This window comes from Sulfuricella sp. T08 (genome assembly GCF_000971475.1).
Classification (GTDB): domain Bacteria; phylum Pseudomonadota; class Gammaproteobacteria; order Burkholderiales; family Sulfuricellaceae; genus Sulfuricella.
Map to the genome: position 1 here is coordinate 191047 of NZ_DF967539.1, position 16384 is coordinate 207430.

Here is a 16384-nt window from a genome sequence, read left to right on the forward strand (position 1 = left end):
TAGATGCACTCAACCGTGGAAATATTCAACAAGACCGTGCGCGTGGAATGGAGCGATGCCGCCGAGTCGGCGATGGCAAGCCGGATGGGCCCGCTGACGGTGGAGATGGAACTGTATTTCAGTTGCCTGATCCGCAAGAAAGTGCGCTTTGGCAACCAGGCCCACAGCCGTGAATTCCTTCCGGTTAACCAACATCTGGCGGTGGCATTCAGGCCGGTGATGACGAAATCCTGCAAGATCGATAGAGACAATGCGGAAGCTCCGTTGTCCGATTTTGAGATCAAGAACCCGGCGGCCTTCGTGCCGCATTGGCTGAAAATCGACTTTCGGCACGGGAAATGGGAAGGCGATTTTGGATTTTCCGGGCGTGAATGAACGATGGCGGATCAATCTTGACAAACGGACGATAAAAAGTCAGAATTCGCATCCTTCGATTTATCTGGTGATATAGCTCAGTCGGTTAGAGCACAGCACTCATAACGCTGGGGTCGGTGGTTCAAATCCACCTATCACCACCACTTTCCTCTCATGCCAACCTGGCGGCAACTATCACCACCGTTTGGTTGTGTGCTATCGTGTATTTATGCTGAAGCATTTTTTATTTCTTGTCCTCATGTTGTTCGCCCTGGCCGCTCATGCCGGCAGGTTCTTGCCGCAAAACGTGCAAGTCGGGCAGATCAACGGCCATAACTACCCGGAAGTGAAGATCGGTGGGGAAGTCTACCGGCTGGCGCCCGGCGCGCGTATTTACGATACGTTCAACCGCAGCATTGTCCCCAACCAGCTGCCGCAAAGCGCCAAGGTGTTCTATCAGCTCGATCCGGGCGGCTTTCTGATCAAGATATGGCTGCCCACTCCTGAAGAAGCAGCGGGGATGAGCCCGTAACGTGAGCATCGCGAAGCGATACTTCATCACTCTCCCCCTCTGGGGGAGAGGTAGGAGAGAGGGAACGGACACGGCGAGAAGTGATCTCATAATTCGGGGCGATACTTCTCGCCATGTCCGTTAGGTTTTCTGCGTGGCCAAAAAGCTTTTCATTAAAACCTTCGGTTGCCAGATGAACGAGTACGACTCGGCGAAGATGGCTGACGTGCTCAATGCTGCTCAAGGCATGGAAATCACGCTGCGCGTCGAGGATGCCGACGTTATCCTGCTCAACACCTGCTCGGTGCGAGCGGGAGCTCAGGAGAAGGTTTTCCACCAGCTCGGCCGGTGGCGCCCCCTGAAGCAGAACAACCCCGATTTGCTGATTGCCGTCGGCGGCTGCGTGGCGAGCCAGGAAGGCAGCGCCATCGTCGGCCGCGCCCCCTATGTGGATCTGGTGTTCGGCCCGCAGACCTTGCACCGCCTGCCGCAGATGATCGATGCCCGGCGCAAAAGCGGCCTGCCCCAGGTGGATGTGTCTTTTCCTGAAATCGAAAAATTCGACCATATGCCGGCGGCCAAGGTGGATGGCGCGACCGCGTTTGTCTCGGTGGTGGAAGGTTGCGGCAAATTCTGCACCTACTGCATCGTGCCTTATACGCGGGGAGACGAAGTGTCCCGCCCCTTCGACGATGTGATCGCCGAGGTGGCGCAACTGGCCGAGCAGGGGGTGAAGGAAGTCACCCTGCTCGGGCAGAACGTCAATGCTTACCGCGGCGCGATGCACGACGGGGAAACCGCCGACCTGGCCGATTTGCTGCATTACCTGGCCGATGTGCCCGGCATCGAGCGCCTGCGCTTTACCACCTCCCATCCGGTTGAATTTTCCCAGCGCATGATTGATGTCTACGGCGAAGTGCCCAAGCTGGCCAGCGGCCTGCATCTGCCGGTCCAGAGCGGCTCTGACCGGGTGCTGGCGGCAATGAAGCGCAGCTACACCGCGCTCGAATACAAGTCCCTGGTGCGCAAGCTGCGCGCGGTGCGGCCGGACCTTTCCCTTTCCTCGGATTTCATCGTCGGGTTTCCCGGTGAAACCGATGCCGATTTCGAGGCGACCTTGAAGCTGATTGATGATGTCGGCTTCGATATGGGCTACAGTTTTATTTTCAGTCCGCGCCCGGGCACGCCGGCGGCGGAGCTGGCCGACGACACGCCGTTCGAAGTGAAGCAGGAGCGGCTGCGGCAGCTGCAGAAAAAAATCGATGAGCAGGAACAGATCGTCAACCGGAAAATGGTTGGCACGGTGCAGCGCATCCTGGTGGAAGGAGTTTCCAGAAAAGATGCAACCGAACTGATGGGGCGCACCGACAACAACCGGGTGACCAATTTCAAGGCCAATCCGCGTCTCATCGGACAGTTCGTCAACGTCACCATTACTGCAGTTTCCCCCCATACTTTGCGCGGCGAAATCGTCGTACTCGAATAAGGCTGCTCCTGTGACTCCAATATCCCTCGATATTTCTTTTGCCCCTGCGGACAATGTCCGCCTCGCCAACCTGTGCGGCGCGCTGGATGAAAATCTGAAGCAGATTTCCACCGCTCTCGACGTGACCATTTCTCGCCGTGGCGAGCACTTTTCCGTGCATGGAGAGCAACGCCAGGCGCGTCTGGCCGTGGAGGCGCTGAAAAATTTCTACGAACGTTCCCGCACTCATCTTGCTGTCGAGGATGTCCAGCTCGGCCTGATCGAGGTGGCGAACGCGAGCCACGCCGAACAGGAAGGGGTGGCCATGCCGGTGCTGATGACGCGCAAAAGCGACCTGCACGGCCGCACCCCGCGCCAGAACGTGTATCTGTGCAAGATACAGGAGCACGACATCACCTTCGGCATCGGCCCGGCCGGCACCGGCAAGACTTATCTTGCGGTGGCTAGCGCGGTGGATGCCCTCGAGCGCGATCTGGTGAAACGCATCGTGCTGGTGCGCCCGGCTGTGGAGGCGGGCGAACGGCTCGGCTTTCTGCCCGGCGATCTGGCCCAGAAGGTGGACCCCTATCTGCGCCCCCTGTATGACGCGCTCTACGATCTGATGGGTTTCGACAAGGTGGGCAAGCTGTTCGAGCGCGGCGCGATCGAGATTGCCCCGCTGGCCTACATGCGTGGACGCACCCTGAACCATTCCTTCATCATTCTCGACGAGGCGCAGAACACCACGCCGGAACAGATGATGATGTTCCTCACCCGCATCGGCTTCGGCGCCAAGGCCGTGATTACCGGCGACGTGACCCAGGTGGACCTAGCGCGCGGCCAGAAGAGCGGCCTGGTGGATGCCCAGCAAGTGCTGGAAAAGGTCAGCGGCATCGCCTTCACCTTCTTTCTGGCCGAGGATGTGGTACGCCACCCGCTGGTGCAGAAGATCGTCAATGCCTATGAAAAGCGCGAAAAAAAGTGCTGAGCAAGCCATGACCCGAAAAACCACAACCTCAGCACTCAGCCTTTCAGTGCAATATGTGGCGAAACCGGAAAATGTGCCGACCCGCGCCCAGTTTCGTCGCTGGGTCAAGGCGGCGTTGCGGCAGGATGCCGAGATCGCGCTGCGCATCGTCGACGATGAGGAAGGCCGGGCGCTTAACCGCGATTATCGCGGCAAGGACTACGCGACCAATGTGCTAACCTTTGTATACGATGACGAATTTTCCGGCGCGGAGTCGCCGCTGGCCGGCGATATCGTGCTGTGCGCCCCGGTGGTTGCCCGCGAGGCTGTGCAGCAGGAGAAGCCCGTCGAAGCGCACTATGCGCACTTGACCGTACACGGTGTGCTGCACCTGCAGGGTTACGATCACGAAAGCGACGAAGAGGCGCGGCAGATGGAAGCCCTGGAAATCCAGATTGTCACAAAACTGGGCTATGCTGACCCTTATGGGGGCGATGAGTGATGAGCAATCGGTGATGGGTATAATGCGTACTCATCCCCCATTTCCCATTACCGTTTACTAGATTATGAATGATGAACCTGCGAAACCTACCTGGTTTGAACGATTAGGCACGCTCCTGTTGCGGGAGCCGGAAGACCGGGAACAATTGGTTGCACTGCTGTATTCCGCTTTCGAGCGCAACCTGCTGGATGCGGATGCGCTTGCCATGATCGAAGGGGTGCTCCAGGTTTCCGAGATGCAGGTGCGTGACGTCATGATCCCACGCAGCCAGATGGACGTGGTGGACATCGCCGATTCACCGGAAAAATTCATCCCTTATGTCATCGAAACCGCTCACTCGCGCTTCCCGGTGATCGACAAGGACAAGGATGATGTTATCGGCATTCTGCTGGCGAAAGACCTGCTGCGCTATTACGCCGGCCAGGAATTCAACGTCCGCGACATGCTGCGCCCGGCGGTATACATCCCCGAATCGAAGCGGCTCAACGTACTGCTCAAGGAGTTCCGCAGCAACCGCAACCATATCGCCATCGTGGTGGACGAATACGGCGGCGTGGCCGGCATGGTCACCATCGAGGACGTGCTGGAGCAGATCGTCGGCGAGATCGAAGATGAATACGACTACGACGAACAGGAAGACAACATCATCCGCGTGCCGGACGGCCGCTTCCGCGTCAAGGCGCAGGCCGAGATCGCGGATTTCAACGAGATCATGGGAACAGAATTCAGCGACGAGGACTACGATACCGTGGGCGGGCTGGTGGTCAGCAAGTTCGGCCGTATGCCCAAGCGTGGCGAACATGTTGTTTTCAGCGGCCTCAAGTTCAACGTGCTGCGAGCCGACAGCCGCCGCCTATACTCCCTGCTGGTGGAGAGGCAGGAAAATGAAGGGGACGCCACCTCGACCTAATGCGTAGTTGTTCAGACTTCATCTGACAGGCCGTTTTTGACCAGGTTGGCGATAATGCTTTCCGAGTGCCCAAACTGACCTATCGATTTTTTCCGCAAGCCCTCTCAATTCATCTCAGTCAAACAGCATAAATTATCCAGGCAAGCCGGTTGTCAGTTTGCCGTCAGCTTACGTTGTTAGTATCCCGCAACTGTTAAGGAATTCCATGATAACTAGATCATTATTATTCTCCGTTGCTGCGGCAATCATTGCGTGGATGGTATTAAGTGATGCCGCAATTGCACAGGGAATGGACTCCCATCAAGCGATGCAACTGGGGAAGAAGGCTTATGGGGGCAACCCGGCAGCATTGGCCGAGCTAAAAGCATCAGCCCATACCGGTTCGGTCGCCGCCGAGACTGTTCTGGGCGCGCTTTATCAGGCAGGGGCGTCGGTAAACAGGGATGATGCAGAAGCGCTTAAATGGTTCCTCAAGGCGGCAGAACAGGGCGACATGGAAGCGCAGTTCGGCCTTGGCGTGATGTATGCCAATGGTTATGGCACAAAACAGGACTATGCCACTGCTGCACGTTGGTTCGAAAAGGCGGCGGCGCAGGGTAATGCCGCGCCAAATTTTTACCTGGGCCTTATCAACGAGAACGGACTGGGCGTGCCAAAAAATTACGCCGAAGCGGTTAAATGGTATGTCAAGGCCGCCAGCGCGCCAAAATCCGTGGGGCTGCAATTTGAATTGGTGACGGGGGCCGGAAAGGTTTTGCATGCGCCTGAAGACAGCTCCCAGGTGATCAAGGTTTTTCCTATGGTGCTTGATCAGGCGCTGGCAAGTGCCGCCTACAATCTGGGCATGATGTGCTGGAACGGTCGAGGCGCACCGGAAAATGATGTAGAAGCCTACAAATGGTTCGCTGTCGCAGCTTCCAATAGCAACCATTTGGCTGAATACAATATGAGAATCCTGGCCCGGAAAATGTCGCAGAAACAGATTGCCGATGCCGTGGTATCGGCCTCCTCGTGGGCAAAAGCCCACCCGCCCCAGAATGCAGACAAACTTTCCTCTCGCTAAGACTGAATGAAGTACGACCGCACGACCTACTGGCTCCATGCGGGCCTTGCATTTGGCGTCAGCGCGCAACTTATGTTCAGCCTGATGATGGATGCGCCCAGGCTAGGCGTGCCAACCGGGGGAATGGGCGACGTTTTCTTTCAGATTCACCGAATGGGCGGGTTGGGTGTTCTGGCCTTACTCATCGTACACTGGCTATGGCAACTGTCCGGGCGCGCCAGCAACGGCATGAAGGTCCTTTATCCATGGCTGTTCAAGCGCAGGTTATCCCCATCTCCTACACACCGTTCTATAAGAGGCCGCCTGCAGGTGTCGGCCGGAACGCTGCAAGGGCTTGGACTGCTGATAGCGAGCCTGATGGCAATGACCGGCCTAATCCTGTATTTTGGCGTAACCGGCGATGGCGGCATGTCCACATTCGTGACAGCCATACGGGAAGTTCACAGTGCCACTGCAATTTCCCTCTGGATCTACTTGGGGTTGCACTGGGCAATTTCGCTGCTGCGGTTCATTTGACTCATGTATTGATTATTTTGCCGGGTTTGGCTGAATAGTTGCGATACTTAAATTTACGATGAATATTCTGCTGATAGAAGACAACCGCGACCTGGCGCTGAACATGTTCGATTATTTCGAAGCTAAAGGCCATGACATGGACTTGGCTGGAGATGGCATCACCGGGCTTCATCTTGCCGCATCGAATCAGTACGATGTTCTCATACTGGATCTGATGCTGCCCGGCATCGACGGGCTGACGTTATGCCGGCGACTGCGGGAAGCCGGCAAGCATACGCCGGTCTTGATGCTCACGGCGCGCGACTCGCTGGACGACAAGATTGCCGGACTGGAGGCAGGCGCCGACGATTACGTGGTGAAGCCTTTTGCTCTGCGGGAAGTCGAGGCTCGCCTGCGCGCGCTCGTCAGGCGTGCGCAAGTGCGGGAAGGCCCGTCCACGCTTCAAGTCGGAGACTTGTCTTTCGACCCCGGCACCCTCAAGGTGATGCGCGGCGGTCGAGCTGTAGAATTGCCCCCAATTCCGCTAAAAATCCTCGAGATACTGATGAGGCACTCTCCTCGGGTGTTGCCGCGGGAAGAGCTTGAGCGTGGCATCTGGGGCGACTCGCCTCCCGACAGCGACGCCTTGCGGGCGCACCTTCACATCCTGCGCAACGCCATCGACAAACAGGCGGACAAACCGCTCATCAGAACCCTGCGGGGGATCGGTTACCAGATCAGCGATGACTAGCGTCCGTCACAGCCTTCGGTTCCGGCTGGCATCAACATTTGCCGGCTTTGGCGCATTGGTCAGCCTGCTCTTGTCGCTAGGCCTTTTCTTTACCGCGCACAACCTCGGCGAACGCTTGATGGACGAAACGCTGCGGGCGGAAATCGAGGATTATATGTCCCGGCGGTCGCGCAACCCGAACTCTCTGCCACCTGCCACGATCAGCGTGCGAGGCTATGTTCATGTGCCGGGAAGGGGCGCGGAAGACATGCCGCCTGAACTGCTCAGACTCAACCCCGGCAAGCACCAGTTGACGCTAGCCGATATTCCTTACCGGGTCGCCGTCGTTGATCGGGGGGATGAGCGTTATGTCATGCTGTTCAATGAGATGCGACAGCGCCAGCGCGAGGAGCAGTTCCTGATTTACCTGGTGGCCGGCGCCCTGATCATGACGCTGGTTTCTGCCGCAATCGGATGGTGGCTGGCGGGGCGGGTTGTCGCGCCGGTCGCTACGCTTGCCCGACGGGTTGACAAAGCAAGGCCGGAGGACGAGGCGCTGGATGTCGCAAAGGGGTTTTCCAACGACGAAATCGGCAAGCTCGCCCAGGTGTTCGACGGATACCTCAGGCGGATGCGGGCGTTTATGGATCGGGAGCGTGCTTTTACTGCGGATGTCAGCCATGAGCTAAGAACTCCTTTGGCTATTATCCAGGGCGCCGTCGAGCTGATGGAGGAGGATGATAACCTCGACGAAAAACAGCAAAAACGCATTGCGCGGGTCGGTCGTGCAGCCCGGCAGATGATAGACCTGACTGCCGCCCTGCTGCTGATGGCGCGGGAAAAAACTTCGGATGAACCGGTCGAGCAGGAATGCGATGTATGCGACGTAGTCAGAGATGCCGTAGAGGCGCACCGCTACCTCGTCAGCGCCACAACAAATGTCGAAATCGATTACCAGAGTCGTCCTCGAATTTCCGCCGAGCGCACGCTCCTGAGCATCGTTATAGCCAACCTGATCCGGAACGCATTTACCTACACCGAGTCCGGCACAGTTTCCATCCAGGTGGACGACAACTGTTTGACGGTGACCGATACCGGCCGAGGAATCCATGAGGAAGAAATTGGCAAAGTATTCCAGCGGCACTTCAAGGGCTCGACCAGCACCGGTGCTGGTATCGGACTGTCTCTGGTCAAGCGCATCTGCGACCGGTACGGCTGGGAGACGGTCATCGAAAGCACTGAAGGCCGCGGCACTACCGCACAGTTGTTCTTCGCCGGATATTCTTGAAGCTTCTCCGATTGCTTGACGTTCCCTTGACGTTTCCTTGACGCAAGCTTGACGGCTGTCATTGTACGATTGCACCGTAATGTGAAGCAGGTTGAATTTTGAGTTAAATCAGCCTGCCGATGCGGGGCCGCGCACCTTTAAATCACCGCTTGTTGTGATGAGGTTCCGGCATCAGCCAACCTTAATGTGCGAGCGATCAAATGAGAATATCTTCGGCATCAACCTCTTTCATGGAATACCCTTCCGAAACTACCCATGGTTTCGATTCTCCGCTGGTTACCGTGCGACTAGCGGTGACGCATTTTTTTCGAAGGGTGGATCGATTGTTTACGGCAATTGCCTACGCCGAGGCGGGAAACCTGGATAAGGTTCAAGAGATGCTCGATCAAGACAAGGCGATGAAAAAACAATGAATGCCTGGGTTCATCGTCTCCCCATTGCAAAATGGCGGACCCTATCCCCAGACACGCTCAAGAAGGATCTGGTGGCCGGGGTCACCGTATCGCTGGTCGCCATTCCGCAATCTCTCGCCTATGCCCAGCTCGCCGGTGTTCCGGCCTACTACGGTCTTTATGCGGCCCTGATCCCCACCATCGTTGGCGCTTTGGCCGGCTCTTCCAGGCAACTCTCGACTGGCCCGGTTGCGATGACTTCTCTTTTGACTGCCGCCAGCGTGGCCCCATTGGCAGCTCACGGCAGCGAAGTGTTTTACGCCTATGTGGTCCTGCTGGCATTGCTGTCTGGCATGTTTCAAGTCATGTTTGGCGCATTGAGGATGGGCGTACTGCTCAACTTTCTGTCCAATCCGGTATTGATGGGCTTCATCAACGCCGCCGCCATCATTATTGGGCTTTCGCAACTCCCGACACTACTGGGCATTTCTGCGACTCAATCCAGCCATTTCCTTCTCGATATCTGGCAGGTGCTCATTCACATCGATACCATGCACGAGATATCAGTCGCCTTTGGGGTGTCGGCAATCCTGTTGCTGCTGGCGTTCAAGAAGCTGGCTCCCCGGCTCCCCGGTGTGTTGATCACGGTGGTTCTGCTGACCTGGATCAGCTATGAGATCGGGTACGCCAGTATGGGTGGGAAAGTCGTTGGTGTCGTTCCGCAGGGTTTGCCTACCCTGAGTATTCCTCTGCTTGACTGGAATGCAACCAAGTCGCTCATTCCTGCCGGATTCGTCATTGCACTTATCAGTTTCATGGAGGCCATGTCCAGTTCCAAGGTGATTGCGCTCAAGACCCGTCAACCCTGGGATGAGAACAAGGAACTTATCGGCCAGGGCTTGGCGAAAATTGCCTCCGCCTTCTGTCATTCCTTGCCGGTTAGCGGTTCTTTTTCCCGTTCCGCCCTGAATCTTGCCACCAATGCACAGACCGCATTATCTTCTGTTGTTTCGGCGGTCTTCGTATTGTTGACGTTGTTGTTCTTTACCTCGTTGCTTTATCACTTGCCCAAACCGGTTCTGGCGGCCGTTATCATGATGGCTGTGATCGGCCTGGTTAATTTCCAGTCGATTGCCAACGCCTGGCGCGCCAGTCGTGACGATGGTATCGCAGCCATTGTGACCTTCCTGGCCACGCTTGCCTTTGCACCGAATATTCAGAACGGCATACTTACCGGCATCATCCTTTCGCTGGCATTGCTGCTCTACCGAATGATGCAGCCTCGCGTTGCCGATCTGGGGATATTCGAAGACGGAACGTTACGCGATGCGCGCCGCCACAACTTGCCTCTTTTGCACCCCAAGCTCGGCGCGATCCGTTTCGATGGGGCGCTCCGGTTCATCAATGTTTCGTATTTCGAAGATGCGCTTCTGACGTTTGAAAGAGAAAATCCATCGGTTCGCCACATTCTGGTGAAATGCAATGGGGTTAATTCTCTGGATGCATCGGGCGTCGAGATGCTTTCTACCTTGATCAGCCGGTTAAAAAATAACGGCATTACTTTGGGTTTCAGCGGCCCCAAGAAACAGGTTAGAGAAGTCATGGATAATACTGGTTTGAGCCAAAAGATCGGTACCGATAATATATTTTCCAGCGACCAGGAAGCTTTCGACCAACTATTCTTGCGTGGAGTGATCGATACGAGAATAGGTCGGCCGATATGACAGATGTTTTTCATTAAATATTCAAGGGGTGATTCATGCAAGGTTTGTCTGTTTGTTTATTGAGTTTGTTATTTCTGGCCGGCTGCGCCGGCCAGGACGTGAAGGACCAGCCCAAGGCGGCGGTCGAGGACAGAACGGCGACTCAGGCGGGTGCGGATACCAAGCCTGCCGGTCAGCAGGCGGTGGCGGCCAATCCTCTGAAAGATCCCAACAACATCCTCTCCAAGCGCAGCGTGTATTACGATTTCGACAAGTCTGACGTGAAGGATGAATACAAGCCGATGGTCGAGGCGCATGCCAGGTATTTGACCGGCAATAAGGCCGCCAAGGTTGCAGTACAGGGCAATTGCGACGAACGCGGCAGCCGCGAGTACAACATTGCCCTGGGCAATCGTCGTGCCGACAGCGTAAGGAAAGTGATGAATGTGATGGGCGCGTCCGACAGCCAGATCGAGGTCATCAGCTTTGGCGAAGAGAAACCCCGCACTACCTGCCATGACGAATCCTGCTGGAAGGAAAACCGTCGCTCAGATATCGTTTACCAGGGCGAGTGAACAGCATCCAAAGTAAGTTGTTTTGGCCGGGTGAAGCAATTCACCCGCCATCTCAGGCCAGATTCTCCAAAGTAGCCTACTTACTGTACGATGGGCGATCAAGCGGTCGGCAATTCGAGGGTCGCCATCAGCCCGCCGTCAGGATGGTTGCGGAGATAAAGTGTTCCACCGTGCTTCTCGGCGATGTTGCGCGCGATGGTGATACCTATCCCAGTGCCGCCGGTGTCTCGCGAACGCGAGCCTTCTAGCCGGAAAAACGGGTCGAACACCGCTTCCAGCATATTCTCCGGGATTCCGGGTCCGCCATCCCGCACCTGCACGATCGCTTTATTCTTGTCCAGGCTGGCGGTAACCCGCGCGTATCCGCCGTATTTCACCGCATTGTCGATCAGGTTGGTGAGGCAGCGCCGCATTGCATTCGGCTGCGCCGCGATGGAAACCCCGGTAAGCCCGCTCAGCGTTACGTCCTGCCCTGCTTCCGCTGCGTCGGCGCAGACGCTGTCCAGGATCGAATCGAAATCCGTGCGCTGCATCGGCTCTTCGGAGTTCATGCTGCGGGCGAGATCGAGCCCTTCCTTGATCATGGTTTGCACTGCCGAAAGATCCTCGACCAGTCTGGCCTGCAGTTCCTGATCCTGAACCTTCTCAAGGCGAAGCCGAATCCGCGTCAGCGGTGTTTGCAGGTCGTGCGTGATGGCCGCAAGCATCTGGGTACGCTCCTGGATGTAGCGGCGAATTTGCGCCTGCATCGTGTTGAATGCGGAGGCGGCATGGCGTACTTCGGTCGGGCCGCGTTCGGCTAGCGGCGGTTGCTCGATGTTGCGGCCAAGCTCGGTAGCCGCCCGCGCCAGTTGCCTGAGCGGTCGAACTGACATGCGCGCGACTGCGTAGGCGAGCAGGCCGAGACAGGTCGCAAAGAAGAATAGATAAAGCAGCAGCCGCGGCTTGGGCAGTGTGACAGGCGGAGGGCTGCGGGGTTGCAGGACCAGGTGGAGAAACATTCCATCGTGCAAGGAGAGGGATACTGTTCGGCAAACGGCTTGTGGTCTGTATTGCGGCGGAGCGCCAGGTGTCTGTGACATTGCGGCGCAATCCGTTTTCTGCGACACGATATGGCGGTCTTCGCCCAAGCGCTGGAGCAGGGCCGAGGTGAGTGCGGTGTCCGGTTCCCCTTCATCGCCGATCCCGGTGCTGGCAATTTTGGCGATGAAGCCGTTGCGGCTGGCCGCGGCAGCAACCGGGCCTCTTGCTTCCCGGGGCGCCGCGTCGAGCATGAGAACGAGTTGTTCCACCCGTTCGGCGATGTGCAGGGACCGGATATGCGAAATGTCCGCCTGACGTGCACTGTCGGCAAGAAGAAAAGTGAGTGCGCCCGAGGCAAAAATGCCGCCCACCAGGATCAGAAAAACCCGGCCCACCATCGAGCCGAAAAATGTTTTCACGTCATTTCTCCACGCTTACCGGCGTCGCCAGCACATAGCCCTCGTTGCGCACGGTCTTGAGCAGCATTGGCACCTTGGCATCCTCTCCCAGTTTCTGCCGCAGCCGGCTGACTTGCAGGTCGATGGATCGATCGAAGGGGTCGGCGTCGCGCCCATGGGTGAGATTGAGCAGTTGATCCCGGTTCAATACCCGATTGGGATGTTCGAGAAAAATCTTGAGCAAGCGAAATTCTGCGCCCGAGAGCATTACCACAGTGTTTTGCGGGCTGATCAGATGGCGTGCCGCCAGGTCGAGAATCCATCCTGCAAAGCACAGTCGTTTCGCATTGAGCGGCTCCAGGTTCGGGGGCAGTGCTTGCGTGCGGCGCAGCACATTGCGGATGCGCGCGATCAGTTCGCGGGGTTCGAAGGGTTTTGCCATGTAGTCATCGGCCCCCATTTCGAGCCCGAGAATGCGATCGAGCGGCTCGCCGCGGGCGGTCAGCATGATGACCGGCAGATTGGAGCGTGCCCGCAGCGTGCGGCAAAGCGTAAGTCCGTCTTCGCCCGGCAGTGTGAGATCCAGCACGATCAGGTCGATACGCGTGCTGTCCAGTATCCGCCACATGCCCGTTCCGTCGGCTGCGGTCAGCGTGCGGAAGCCGTTTGCGTCCAGGTATTCGGCGAGCAGCGAGCGTATGTCGCGATCGTCGTCTACAAAGAGAATGCAGGGTTGAGTATCCATGGTGGCCATTATGCCGAAACCGCGGGGCTGTCTGTGGGTTGAATTGTAGCGGGGGGTATCGAATGATCGAATGGACAAAGAACGATACAAACTGAACATATTCCAGATACACAAGGCTGGTGAAATAGGCACTGTGCGAGTTGCACTAAACCATCAGGAGATTCAACCATGACCAAGTTTCGCAGAAACATTTTTCTCATCGGGCTTGCCGCTATCGGCCTTGGAACCGCACCGGTCCTGGCTCTTGCCAATACAGGATGTGGCCCCATGGGCGCCGGATCAGACAAATTCGCCGAGCGGATTGAGAAGCGCCAGGTTGAGTTGCATGACAAGCTCAAGCTTACCTCGGAACAGGAAACCGCATGGAAGTCGTTCCATGAAAAGATGAAGCCTGCTGTAGCCCGTAACCGGCCGGATCCATCTGAACTTTCTGCGCTGCATGCGCCAGAGCGCCTGGAGCGGATGCTTGCCTTGATGAAGGAACACGAAAGCCGGATGGCCGATCGGGTAGCCACTGTCAAGGAATTCTACGCGGTCTTGACGCCTGAGCAACAGAAGCTGTTTGACGATCAGTTCTCAAAACATCGCCGGCGTTGAGTTTTGCTTGCCAGACTGCTTTTAGTCGAGTGAAGTTGTAGTTGAGAAAAAGTAGCAGCAGTCGCAGGGCTCGCCTTGAGCGCCCTGCGACACTGAACCCCTCTAAGCGCCTGCCAGTGCTTTTTGTACCGACGCAAGCAAGTCTGCCGGCCAGAGTGGGGCGAGCGTAAGCGCTGTCTCGTGACCGCGCTCCGACATCTTCTTCCAGGTCTTCTGCACGATGCTGATCAGCTTCGGCTCGGTGTAATGCGGCGCGAAGGGGACAAAATAAAATTCCAGAAACACCAGGCAGATCACGTCTTCAAGAATCTGTCCATCGGGGTCGCCCAGTTTGATGCGGTCTTTCAACAACAGCGACTTGACCGTCTCGCACATCGCATCGTCGTAGCCCACCTGCCTCATGATCGCGGACGTGGTGTCGCCGTGAAATTTTGCCAGAGTGGTGCGCCAGTCGTTGTAGCCCTTGCGGTTCATCGGATAGTCGCTGCGCGGTATCTTCCAGCGGCAAATGTGCTGGGCGCGGGCGGCAAGCTGCAATGCCTCGGATGCGTTGGGTTCGAACTTGTCCAGCCACGCGGTCATGCGCTGTGAATACAGCAGTTCCTTGGGGTATTCCTTGCCCTCGAATATTTCCTTGTTGGGGTCAGTCCCGTTGGCGGCGTCGATGCGGGCAATTGCGTCCTTGAAACGGTCGGATACGGTGGTCATGGTGTCTCGCTCGAAAATGAATCAGGGTGCTATGGTAAACAAGGCGCAGCGCTTTGTTAACAAGTAGTTTTTATGCCGCAAATAATCAGCCCAGGAATACCTCGCCGGAATTGAAGTATTCAATTTCCTGGATTGTGCTTTCCCTGCCAGGGAGAGCGTTCCGATGCGGAAATCGGCCGAATTTGCTGGCGATATCCCTATGCCGTTTGGCAAAGCATAAATTGCTTTCCAGGCGGGTTTTTTCAAACAGCTTTACCAAAGGCTTCTGGTCCTCGTCCCGTTCAGGAATCGATGAAAACCAGCGCTTCCGCATTTCATCCGATTACCAGAAACCGATTATTTTTTCGCAGGGGATTGGGTTGGGCATTATTGGTACTGTGCAAGAGAGGTATCTTGGCCTTTGTGCTGAACCAGAATCCACGGGTTAACCACCACCGCCCATAGCGTGGCATCGGCATCCAGCCATGCCTTGGCCTGAGCATCGGACACTTTTTCGACTTTATGCGCCATCAGCCATTGTTCGATTTGCGTCTTGTTGTCGTTCGAAATCTGAACGGCCACCTCGATCAGGTCCAAGCCCTCATCAACCGCAATCACACTGCCGGCAGCAAAAAAACGCAGCAACTCCTTCCACGCGATCCGGGATGTTTCCAGATTGAGTTTTGCCCGGAGTATCTCATCCTGATTTTCTGATGTGCTCATGGATAAAACCTCAGGGATGGCCGCAGCAGGAACCGCCGGGTTTGCCTTCTAGCTGGATGGGCGGACACGGGACTGAGCCGTATGAACAAAACACGCAGCAATCGCCTGCTTTCGGGCGCAGCAAGACATGGCAGCTGGTGCACTCGTAAAACCACTGGCAAGCGTCGGTCGGCATGGTTTCGTGCTTCGAGTGACCGCAATGCGGGCAAGTGATGATGGATTCAAGGACGGGTTCAGTGCTCAGCATTTGTACCTCTAAAACTTGTTCGTACCACGCCGCTTTTGGCGCGTCCGCTCGACTGATGAGGGTTAAAGCACTTCCATTCGAGAAACGCAAGAAAAGTGGCCATAGCGCAACCTACTGCGAGAATTGTGAAAAGCCATACGACCTGATTGAGATTCCCGAAGCCATAGCGATTGGGGTAGTGCTTAAATTTCTCCTGTTCGCTGAGCGGGAGGTACGACAATTCTTGACCCCAAACTTTGGCGATAACAGAGTACGGTAAAGAGTTGTGCGTTGACACAAGCAACGACGCGTCGTAGGCCAAGTAGGCGAATGCAAATGTAAGGAATAGCAGAAGCCAAGGAAACATAGCGTGCTCTAACGTAAAAGTTCAGAGGCGCGGCGCTGCTTTATCGCGCAGCGTCCTCTGCAACGATAGGTTGGGCCGCTCTCACTCATAGTGCGACCACATGCGAAGCACACGAACCACGCGCTCTTTGGTGAAGACTTCATAGACCAAGCGATGCTGAATATTGATGCGTCTTGAATATGCGCCGGCCAAATCCCCTACGAGCTTTTCGTATGGAGGAGGATTCTGAAACGGGTCGGCGGCAAGAACGGCTAACAGTTCTTGTGCCTTGGTCTTTAGGCCAGCTGCAGCCAGCTTCTTCGCATCTTTCTCGGCATGCTTTGAATAGACTACCTGCCAACTCACCAGTTAAGCTCCTTGGCATTTTTGCCAAGAGGCTCGGCCATGCCTTCCTTGATGGATTCGCGCATGCCTGGAATCGAGAGCAGATAGAGCGTTTCTTGGATTGCCTGCCAATCCTCGGTGGACAGAAGAACGGCGCTCGTTCGTTTGCCTACGATGTGGATTGGCTGATGTGATTCAGCAGCCTGGTCGATGAGGCGATACAGATTGGCGCGTGCCTCGCTAGCAGTGAGTGTGGCCATTTGGGGTCTCCTAAAACCACAATGGTACGTATTGTCGTACGTTATGTCAATCCGCCCATTGAGAGGCACAACGTCGAAG

At 56.3% G+C, this 16384-nt stretch carries 22 protein-coding genes and 1 tRNA gene; 15 read left to right on the plus strand and 8 right to left on the minus strand.

Annotated features, from left to right (window positions below; all coding sequences use genetic code 11):
• The first annotated feature begins 3 nt into the window (after positions 1 to 3).
• From SCT_RS10275 to pal, 14 genes are all read left to right on the plus strand, one after another.
• Positions 4 to 375, plus strand: a complete 372-nt coding sequence (locus SCT_RS10275; RefSeq protein WP_059422552.1) for a hypothetical protein — start codon at positions 4 to 6, stop codon at positions 373 to 375.
• A gap of 66 nt (positions 376 to 441) precedes the next feature.
• Positions 442 to 518: transfer RNA gene (locus tag SCT_RS10280), tRNA-Met, on the plus strand.
• A gap of 65 nt (positions 519 to 583) precedes the next feature.
• Positions 584 to 886 (plus strand): hypothetical protein, encoded by a 303-nt coding sequence (locus SCT_RS10285; protein WP_059422557.1) that lies wholly within the window; start codon positions 584 to 586, stop codon positions 884 to 886.
• Between the two features lie 133 nt (positions 887 to 1019).
• Positions 1020 to 2351, plus strand: coding sequence for a tRNA (N6-isopentenyl adenosine(37)-C2)-methylthiotransferase MiaB (miaB, locus tag SCT_RS10290; RefSeq protein ID WP_059422559.1), 1332 nt, complete (start codon positions 1020 to 1022; stop codon positions 2349 to 2351).
• A gap of 10 nt (positions 2352 to 2361) precedes the next feature.
• Positions 2362 to 3318: a PhoH family protein gene (locus tag SCT_RS10295; RefSeq protein WP_059422561.1), complete on the plus strand. Its 957-nt coding sequence runs from the start codon at positions 2362 to 2364 to the stop codon at positions 3316 to 3318.
• A gap of 7 nt (positions 3319 to 3325) precedes the next feature.
• A complete protein-coding gene (gene ybeY / locus SCT_RS10300) occupies positions 3326 to 3799 on the plus strand; it encodes an rRNA maturation RNase YbeY (RefSeq protein WP_059422563.1) in 474 nt (157 codons plus the stop codon).
• Positions 3800 to 3863: 64 nt separating this feature from the next.
• Positions 3864 to 4709, plus strand: a complete 846-nt coding sequence (locus tag SCT_RS10305) for an HlyC/CorC family transporter (protein ID WP_059422565.1) — start codon at positions 3864 to 3866, stop codon at positions 4707 to 4709.
• A 289-nt stretch (positions 4710 to 4998) separates the two neighbouring features.
• Positions 4999 to 5772, plus strand: coding sequence for a tetratricopeptide repeat protein (locus SCT_RS10310; RefSeq protein WP_059422568.1), 774 nt, complete (start codon positions 4999 to 5001; stop codon positions 5770 to 5772).
• 6 nt (positions 5773 to 5778) lie between these two features.
• Positions 5779 to 6288: a cytochrome b/b6 domain-containing protein gene (locus tag SCT_RS10315; RefSeq protein ID WP_059422570.1), complete on the plus strand. Its 510-nt coding sequence runs from the start codon at positions 5779 to 5781 to the stop codon at positions 6286 to 6288.
• Between the two features lie 58 nt (positions 6289 to 6346).
• Positions 6347 to 7018: a response regulator transcription factor gene (locus SCT_RS10320; RefSeq protein ID WP_059422573.1), complete on the plus strand. Its 672-nt coding sequence runs from the start codon at positions 6347 to 6349 to the stop codon at positions 7016 to 7018.
• On the plus strand, positions 7011 to 8285 hold the full coding sequence (locus SCT_RS10325; protein ID WP_082098292.1) for a HAMP domain-containing sensor histidine kinase: 1275 nt from the start codon (positions 7011 to 7013) through the stop codon (positions 8283 to 8285). The genes SCT_RS10320 and SCT_RS10325 overlap by 8 nt, the downstream gene beginning before the upstream one ends.
• A gap of 230 nt (positions 8286 to 8515) precedes the next feature.
• Positions 8516 to 8698 (plus strand): hypothetical protein, encoded by a 183-nt coding sequence (locus SCT_RS10330; protein WP_059422580.1) that lies wholly within the window; start codon positions 8516 to 8518, stop codon positions 8696 to 8698.
• Positions 8695 to 10401, plus strand: coding sequence for a SulP family inorganic anion transporter (locus SCT_RS10335; protein ID WP_059422582.1), 1707 nt, complete (start codon positions 8695 to 8697; stop codon positions 10399 to 10401). The genes SCT_RS10330 and SCT_RS10335 overlap by 4 nt, the downstream gene beginning before the upstream one ends.
• A 35-nt stretch (positions 10402 to 10436) precedes the next feature.
• A complete protein-coding gene (pal, locus tag SCT_RS10340) occupies positions 10437 to 10955 on the plus strand; it encodes a peptidoglycan-associated lipoprotein Pal (RefSeq protein ID WP_059422584.1) in 519 nt (172 codons plus the stop codon).
• A gap of 98 nt (positions 10956 to 11053) precedes the next feature.
• Here the strand turns inward: pal and SCT_RS10345 are convergent, their stop codons facing one another.
• Both SCT_RS10345 and SCT_RS10350 read right to left on the minus strand, forming a co-directional pair.
• Positions 11054 to 12397 carry an ATP-binding protein gene (locus SCT_RS10345; protein ID WP_189799656.1) on the minus strand — a complete coding sequence of 448 codons (1344 nt, stop codon included), beginning with the start codon at positions 12395 to 12397 and terminating at the stop codon, positions 11054 to 11056.
• A 1-nt stretch (position 12398) separates the two neighbouring features.
• Entirely contained in the window at positions 12399 to 13121 is a 723-nt protein-coding gene (locus SCT_RS10350) for a response regulator (RefSeq protein ID WP_189799657.1), read from the minus strand.
• Between the two features lie 168 nt (positions 13122 to 13289).
• Between SCT_RS10350 and SCT_RS10355 the strand changes: the two genes are divergently transcribed.
• On the plus strand, positions 13290 to 13718 hold the full coding sequence (locus SCT_RS10355; protein WP_059422592.1) for a Spy/CpxP family protein refolding chaperone: 429 nt from the start codon (positions 13290 to 13292) through the stop codon (positions 13716 to 13718).
• A 102-nt stretch (positions 13719 to 13820) separates the two neighbouring features.
• Here the strand turns inward: SCT_RS10355 and SCT_RS10360 are convergent, their stop codons facing one another.
• From SCT_RS10360 to SCT_RS10385, 6 genes are all read right to left on the minus strand, one after another.
• A complete protein-coding gene (locus SCT_RS10360; protein WP_059422593.1) occupies positions 13821 to 14426 on the minus strand; it encodes a DUF4202 domain-containing protein in 606 nt (201 codons plus the stop codon).
• Positions 14427 to 14511: 85 nt separating this feature from the next.
• A complete protein-coding gene (locus tag SCT_RS10365) occupies positions 14512 to 14739 on the minus strand; it encodes a DUF924 family protein (RefSeq protein WP_059422595.1) in 228 nt (75 codons plus the stop codon).
• 53 nt (positions 14740 to 14792) lie between these two features.
• Complete coding sequence (locus tag SCT_RS10370; protein WP_059422597.1) at positions 14793 to 15128, minus strand: DUF2288 domain-containing protein; 336 nt, start codon at positions 15126 to 15128, stop codon at positions 14793 to 14795.
• 10 nt (positions 15129 to 15138) lie between these two features.
• A complete protein-coding gene (locus tag SCT_RS17675) occupies positions 15139 to 15375 on the minus strand; it encodes a GDCCVxC domain-containing (seleno)protein (RefSeq protein WP_082098293.1) in 237 nt (78 codons plus the stop codon).
• Between the two features lie 427 nt (positions 15376 to 15802).
• The gene (locus tag SCT_RS10380) at positions 15803 to 16066 is read right to left on the minus strand and encodes a Txe/YoeB family addiction module toxin (RefSeq protein ID WP_059422601.1); all 264 of its coding nucleotides are present in this window, start codon (positions 16064 to 16066) and stop codon (positions 15803 to 15805) included.
• Positions 16063 to 16305 (minus strand): type II toxin-antitoxin system Phd/YefM family antitoxin, encoded by a 243-nt coding sequence (locus tag SCT_RS10385; RefSeq protein ID WP_059422603.1) that lies wholly within the window; start codon positions 16303 to 16305, stop codon positions 16063 to 16065. The genes SCT_RS10380 and SCT_RS10385 overlap by 4 nt, the downstream gene beginning before the upstream one ends.
• Positions 16306 to 16384 lie beyond the last annotated feature (79 nt).